At 43.2% G+C, this 6,587-nt stretch carries 7 protein-coding genes and 1 pseudogene; 5 read left to right on the top strand and 3 right to left on the bottom strand.

Annotation, left to right across the window (positions count from 1 at the left end):
- The coding region (locus CDZ78_RS17075) for a Tex family protein (RefSeq protein WP_087871067.1) at positions 1–2,007 on the bottom strand (2,007 nt) is incomplete at its 3' end.
- A gap of 145 nt (positions 2,008–2,152) precedes the next feature.
- On the opposite strand from CDZ78_RS17075, the gene CDZ78_RS17070 reads away from it, so the two are divergent.
- The 5 genes from CDZ78_RS17070 (at position 2,153) to CDZ78_RS17050 (ending at position 5,994) form a co-directional block, all read left to right on the top strand.
- Entirely contained in the window at positions 2,153–3,475 is a 1,323-nt protein-coding gene (locus CDZ78_RS17070; protein WP_087871066.1) for a cobyrinic acid a,c-diamide synthase CobB, read from the top strand.
- A 42-nt stretch (positions 3,476–3,517) separates the two neighbouring features.
- Positions 3,518–4,054 (top strand): cob(I)yrinic acid a,c-diamide adenosyltransferase, encoded by a 537-nt coding sequence (cobO, locus tag CDZ78_RS17065; RefSeq protein ID WP_087871065.1) that lies wholly within the window; start codon positions 3,518–3,520, stop codon positions 4,052–4,054.
- Positions 4,055–4,130: 76 nt separating this feature from the next.
- Positions 4,131–5,069 (top strand): prolyl aminopeptidase, encoded by a 939-nt coding sequence (gene pip, locus CDZ78_RS17060; protein WP_087871064.1) that lies wholly within the window; start codon positions 4,131–4,133, stop codon positions 5,067–5,069.
- On the top strand, positions 5,069–5,647 hold the full coding sequence (locus CDZ78_RS17055; protein WP_087871063.1) for a UbiX family flavin prenyltransferase: 579 nt from the start codon (positions 5,069–5,071) through the stop codon (positions 5,645–5,647). Before pip ends, CDZ78_RS17055 begins: the two co-directional genes overlap by 1 nt.
- A 44-nt stretch (positions 5,648–5,691) precedes the next feature.
- Positions 5,692–5,994: a hypothetical protein gene (locus tag CDZ78_RS17050; RefSeq protein ID WP_087871062.1), complete on the top strand. Its 303-nt coding sequence runs from the start codon at positions 5,692–5,694 to the stop codon at positions 5,992–5,994.
- A gap of 98 nt (positions 5,995–6,092) precedes the next feature.
- On the opposite strand, the pseudogene CDZ78_RS23300 reads toward CDZ78_RS17050, so the two are convergent.
- Positions 6,093–6,357 (bottom strand): annotated as a pseudogene (locus CDZ78_RS23300) (SPASM domain-containing protein); the annotation flags it as partial.
- Positions 6,358–6,425: 68 nt separating this feature from the next.
- On the bottom strand, positions 6,426–6,587 hold a 162-nt coding region (locus tag CDZ78_RS17040; protein ID WP_140414155.1), incomplete at its 5' end, for a DUF1214 domain-containing protein.

Below are 6,587 nucleotides of genomic sequence, written 5' to 3'. Positions count from 1 at the left end.
CACGCCAATATCTACAAATGCACCGAAATTGGCAACATTGGTGACGACGCCTTCCAGGGTCATGCCTTCTTTTAGGTCGGTGATTTTTTCTATACCAGCTTTAAAAGTGACACTTTTAAATTCAGGTCTGGGGTCACGGCCTGGCTTTTCCAGTTCCTGTAAAATATCTGTGACAGTGGGCAGACCAAAATCCTGGTTAGTATAATCAGTAGCATTTAAACTGCGTAGAAAGCTTTGTTTGCCGATCAGGTCAGTGATAGGGGTACCAGTTTTCTGCACTATATCTTCGATAACAGGGTAGGATTCAGGATGTACAGACGAAGAATCCAGAGGATTATCACCATTCATAATACGTAAAAATCCTGCGGCTTGTTCATAAGCTTTTGCGCCTAGTCTAGGGACTTTTTTAAGTTGCTTACGGTTAGTAAATGCACCTTGTTCATCTCTAAAAGAGACGATATTCTGGCTGATAGTGTTGGAGATTCCTGAAACCTGCTTAAGTAATGCCGCAGAGGCGGTGTTAATATCGACACCCACAGCATTTACACAGTCTTCGACGACTGCATCCAGACCACGGGCGAGTTGAATCTGGTTAACATCATGTTGATATTGACCTACACCTATGGATTTTGGTTCAATTTTTACCAGTTCCGCAAGTGGGTCTTGTAAGCGCCTGGCAATTGAGACTGCGCCGCGTAATGAAACATCGATATTAGGAAATTCCTTTGAAGCAAGTTCAGAAGCCGAATATACCGAAGCGCCTGCTTCAGAAACAGTAATTTTGCTGAATTTTAAGTCTTTATGCTGCTTCATTAAATCAGCAACCAGTTGATCGGTTTCTCGTGAACCTGTGCCATTACCAATACTGACTAATTCAACCTGATGTTGAACAATCAGTTTGGCAACAGTTGCTATCGAAGCATCCCATTGATTTCTTGGCGCGTGTGGATAAATAGTGTCGGTAGCCAGTAATTTTCCGGTAGCATCGACTACGGCAACTTTAACACCAGTACGAATGCCAGGGTCTAAACCTAAGGTCGCTTTAGGGCCAGCAGGGGCAGCCAGTAATAAATCCTTTAGATTGTTGGCAAAAACACGTATGGCTTCTAATTCGGCAGCTTCTCGTAGTTGCTGTTTTAAATCTAAATCAATACGCGTGAATAATTTTACTTTCCAGGCAAAGCGTGCTGTTTCTGCTAACCAGGCATCGGCTGCTTTGCTGGTATCCGAGACTTGAATATGCTTAGCAACAATTTGCGCACAAAGCTGATGATCTTCTTTTTCGTTATTACCTGGCAATAAAGTCAGGGTTAATAAATTCTCATTTCGGCCACGAAATAAAGCTAAAGCACGATGTGAAGGGATTTTATTAATCGCTTCCTGAAAATCAAAATAATCCTTAAATTTAGCGGCTTCTGTTTCTTTAGCTTTGCCGACGGCTGAGCGCATAATGCCTTTTTGCCAGATACGCTCACGGAGGGTAGTGACTAGTTCTGCATCTTCGGAAATGCGTTCCATAATAATCTGGCGTGCGCCATCAAGGGCTGCAGTAACATCGGCAATAGCTTTGTCTGCATTGATAAATGCGCTAGCGACTTGTTCGGGAATGCAGTTTCTATCATCTAAAATAGTGTCTGCTAATGGTTCTAACCCTGCTTCACGTGCAATCTGTGCTTTAGTGCGACGTTTGGGTTTATAGGGCAAGTATAAATCTTCAAGACGGGTTTTTGTGTCTGCTTCCTGGATCGACTTTTCTAACTCTGGACTGAGTTTTCCTTGTGCTTCGATACTTTCTAAAATTGTTTCACGACGGGAATTCAATTCGCGCAAATAAATTAAGCGTTCATCTAATAGACGTAATTGGATATCATCTAGTCCGCCCGTCACTTCTTTGCGGTAACGTGCGATAAAAGGTACGGTTGCACCTTCATCTATAAGAGTTACTGCGGCACTAACTTGATTAGGACTGACGGCTAATTCGTGGGCAATTTTCTGGATAACGTCCATTTATTATATTTCTGGGTAATGGCTAAAAGCTTTGTATTATACCAATATGTTGAAGGCTCATAAACCTTGAAAAATATAGGCTTTGAGTGAGCTAGCAATAAACGGTATGATGCGTTTTGATTTTAATGATGAGATACAAGAGTAAATGAAACTGGCGCTTCTGGCAGGCACACAGTCTGGCTGTGGGAAAACCACAATTATGCTGGCTTTATTGCAATATTTAAAAGCGCAGCAGCACAAGATAGTGTCATTTAAATCTGGCCCTGATTTTCTGGACCCATTGTGGCATCAGGCAGTGACTGGCTGCTTATCTTATAATATCGATACTCGCATGATTGGTGCGCAACACTCTAAGCAGATTATAGCCGAGCAGGCTAAAACAGCTGAATTTGCATTGATAGAAGGTGTAATGGGCCTGTTCGATGGCCGCTCCGGAGTGGGCGAAAGTGGCTCTAGTGCGGAATTGGCGAAGGCGTTAAATACTCCTGTATTTCTGGTGATAGATGCTAAGGGGATGAGTGGCTCTATTGTACCTATGGTCAGCGGGTTTACTGCTTACGCGCAAAAGATGGGGGTAAGGATTGCGGGAGTTATTGCTAATCGTGTGGGTAGCGCTCACCATGCAGGGTTGTTAAGAGAGGTTTTGCAACAGCACAAACAACCACCGTTGATTGCCTGGATGGAAAAAAATGCACCGCTGTTACCAGAACGGCATTTGGGCTTAGTTCAACCATCAGAGGTCTCTTTGCCTGATTTATTGCCTTTTCTGCATATTGAGGTAAAGGATTTAATGGCGTTTTTTTCTGACAGCATAGCGCTGGGGAATGAAGCACATCATTTGATTGATAACGAGATAGGCGATACATACCCTGCTGTTGAGTCAAAACATTTATTAAAGAATAAAAAAATCGCTGTTGCAAAAGATGCTGCCTGTTGTTTTATTTACCCAGCAAATTTAGATTTTTTACAACAGCAGGGAGCGGAGGTCATGTTTTTCTCTCCTATTGCTGGTGATGTTATCCCAGAAAATGCTGAAGCTCTGTGGTTGCCAGGTGGATATCCAGAATTATTTGCGGAATGCCTCGCTCGGTCAAAAAGCTGGCCATCTTTGCGAGCATTTGTTGAGTCAGGTAAACCAGTGTTAGCAGAATGTGGTGGGGCGATGTTATTAGGCAAAGACCTGGTTGATCATTCTGGCAAGCAATGGCCGATGGCTAACATATTGCCATACCGCTCAAGAATGCAAACAAAACTGTCTTCACTAGGTTACCGTGACGAAGCTTCAGGCATTAGAGGGCATGAATTTCACCATTCAGTACGTGAATCAGAACAGGTTTTAGAGCCCTGCTTTCAGGTTGGGCGAGGGGATGCAGGTATACGTTATAAGAATTTACGTGCCTCATATATACATTGGTATTTTGCCAGTGCACCTGAAGTGATATCAGAGTGGCTTGGTGCTAACGGGTAGAGCGGACTAAAGCCCGCTCTACAGTGATAGTGGCAGGAATTAATGAAAGAAAGAGAGCGTCGACAAGGTATTGTTTTAGTTAATACTGGTGAAGGCAAAGGTAAATCATCAAGTGCTTTGGGTATGGTGTTCCGTGCTGCAGGCTGGGGTATGAAAGTCTGTGTGATTCAGTATATTAAAGGTAAATGGCAGACAGGTGAGCAAAAGGCTGCAGAACGCTTTGATAATATTGAGTGGCATGTATTGGGTGATGGCTTTACCTGGGATACTAAAAATCCGGAACAGGATATTAAAACTAGCCGTGAAATATGGGAATTTAGTAAACAAAAAATCCTTTCGGAAGAGTATGATTTTGTTTTACTGGATGAAATAAATTATTGCTGTGGGTATAACTGGATTTCAGGGCAGGAAATTGCTGATTTTATTACTAATGAAAAGCCAGCGTGGATGCACTTGGTATTAACCGGTCGTAATGCTGCGCCTGAAGTGATTGAGGTGGCGCATACAGTGACCGAGATGACAAAGATTAAACATGCCTATGGCCAAGGGATTAAAGCAGCACAGGGTGTGGAGTTTTAGGCGAAATATTTGTAGGGCGCGGCTTTAGCCACGCCCTACGGATTGCAGATAAATTATAGGTGGAGATAAGAGTTAAATGAAATCGCTATACCCCGAAATAGAACCGTTTAATACTTTTTTCCTAGAAACAGGCAGTCAGCATACCGTGTATGTGGAGCAGTCGGGTAATCCAGATGGAATTCCGGTAGTTTTTTTGCATGGTGGGCCTTGTTCCGGTACGCGGCCAGGACAGCGCTGTTTTTTTGACCCGAATTTATACCATATTGTTTTATTTGATCAGCGTGGCTGCGGTTTATCTCTGCCCTTTGGGGAATTGGAAAATAATACTACGCAGGATTTAATTGAGGATATGGAGCGCATTCGTAAACAATTAAATATCCAGCAGTGGTTGTTGTTTAGCGGTTCCTGGGGAAGTGCATTAGCTTTGCTTTATGCGCAGCAATATAGCCAACATGTTTCAGGAGTGATTATTCGTGGTGTGTTCCTTGCGCGACAACAAGACCTGGATTGGTTTGTCAGGGAAGGTGCCAGTCGAATTTATCCTGAACAATATCAGGTTCTGTTAGATAGTTTGCCAGGGCAGAATATTGAATTGTTATATACCACTCTATGGTCAGATAATAAGGCTGCTGTCCAATGCGTTACCGATGCCTGGAGACAATGGAGTAGCCAGGTTGCAGTGGGGGTGGGCTATCAGAAACCTGAGCAGACAGAGGCTATTACGCAGAAAATGATTGATCAAGTTAAAATGGAGTTGAATTATGCCCGGAATCATTATTTTATAAAAGAAAATCAGATCCTGGAGAATTGTGCACAGATACAGGATATTCCCTGCATCATTGTGCATGGGCGTTATGATTTTGTTTGTCCGATGGCAGCAGGTTTGAGTCTGTCTAAAGCGTTACCTAAGGCAGAATACAGGGTTTTAGAACATGCGGGGCATATTGCCAAGGGTGATGAAATGATTGCGGCTCTAGTAGGGGCTTGTGATGAAATGGCAGAGAGGTTGGCATGATGAGTGGTCAGAAAAAACGCTTGGTTATCTCCATGACAGGGGCGACGGGAGCAATATATGGCGTCAGAATGTTACAGGTATTGCAACGGCAAGATGACTGGGAGTCACATTTAGTTATTTCTGGGGCAGGTCTGGTGAATTTAAAATATGAGCTGGAAATGTCACGTAAAGATTTATATGCATTAGCTGATGTAACACATGGTATTGATGATATTGCCTCAAGTATCGCCAGTGGTTCATTTAAAACAGAAGGTGTTGTTGTGGCGCCGTGCTCAATGAAAACTCTTGCTGCGATTGCTCATGGCTTTGGTGATAATCTTATTTCCCGTTCGGCTGATGTGGCTTTAAAGGAGCGTCGCCGTGTAGTGATTATGCCGCGCGAAACCCCTTTAAATCTGGCACATATTCGTAATATGGCTAGTGTAACCGAAATGGGGGGAATTATCTTTCCACCGATGCCTGCATTTTATAATAAGTCTAATTCTATTGCTGCCATGGTTGATGAAGGGGTAGGGCGTGTGCTGGATTTATTTGGGGTGGATGTCGAGGGATTATTTACGCCTTGGGAAGGGTTGTAAAGATAAGTTATTAAATAATAGTTTTGAGAAAACAGGATCAACTTGTGAAATATTACGGTTTATTATTACTGGGAATCTGGCTTATTGCGCGTAGCTTAATGGAGCTATTGAATTTTCATTTTTCTTATGACAAGACTGTACTTGCTAGTATAGCGCTGGGTGCAGGTGTGTTTTTGACAGTCTATGGACTTAAAGCAAGGCTAGAGAGTGTGGGCTCTCTGCTGCTTGGGGTATGGTTAATTATTGGCGCTGCAATGGTGCTGTTTAAGTTTAGCTTTCCATTGAGTCAGTTGATTATGGCAGGTCTGGCCGCATTGGCTGGTCTGTTGTTGATTATGCGAAGATAGAAGTCATAGAGGGTAATTCTCTATGACTTTCCTGGTGCGAAGAGTCCTTAGTTTGAGTCAGAATCTCTTAAATACAAATAAAGAATTACATTGATATTTCAATAGGCCCTGGGATTTTTGCTATTCCGAAAAATCAAAGGTTGCTCGTCAGTTGATAAGGCACTTTCTCTAGCTGAATCTATCGCATCTTGAATCACTCGTCTGTCAGGTGACTTGCTACATACTGGGTCGGTTTTATACATATCCCCTGTTAGCAAATAGGCCTGGCAACTCACGTGCTGAATGACAGGGTAGGGCAATACCATCCGGTGCAATGGTTAAAAAGGTGGTTCCGCAGCCATTCATGAAAAAATGGGGGCTTTCTGTAACGCATTAAAATATTCAATATAGTGTCATAGAAAGACCCTAGCTTCAAAGAATTCTTTGAGCGCTTACTGAGTCTGGATGACAGGAGTTGGAGTCCAGGTACTCTTGCCAACCGGAAGGATGGAAGGTGCTTCCACCTTAGGCCAGTATAGGCGCATGACTAGGTAGATCGGCCCAGCAGGTGCAGGGAGCCAGTTCGCTTCCTTTGTCTTCCCCGGAGAGTCCTT

The organism is Bathymodiolus platifrons methanotrophic gill symbiont (assembly GCF_002189065.1).
Classification (GTDB): Bacteria; Pseudomonadota; Gammaproteobacteria; order Methylococcales; family Methylomonadaceae; genus Methyloprofundus.
This window is presented reverse-complemented; position numbering and strand designations above follow the sequence as displayed.

What these genes read in the sequence shown, in the direction of transcription:
- CDZ78_RS17070 (WP_087871066.1), top strand. Translation starts at nt 2,153, where the DNA reads ATGAAACTGGCGCTTCTGGCAGGCACACAGTCTGGCTGTGGGAAAACC.
- cobO (WP_087871065.1), top strand. Translation starts at nt 3,518, where the DNA reads ATGAAAGAAAGAGAGCGTCGACAAGGTATTGTTTTAGTTAATACTGGT.
- pip (WP_087871064.1), top strand. Translation starts at nt 4,131, where the DNA reads ATGAAATCGCTATACCCCGAAATAGAACCGTTTAATACTTTTTTCCTA.
- CDZ78_RS17055 (WP_087871063.1), top strand. Translation starts at nt 5,069, where the DNA reads ATGAGTGGTCAGAAAAAACGCTTGGTTATCTCCATGACAGGGGCGACG.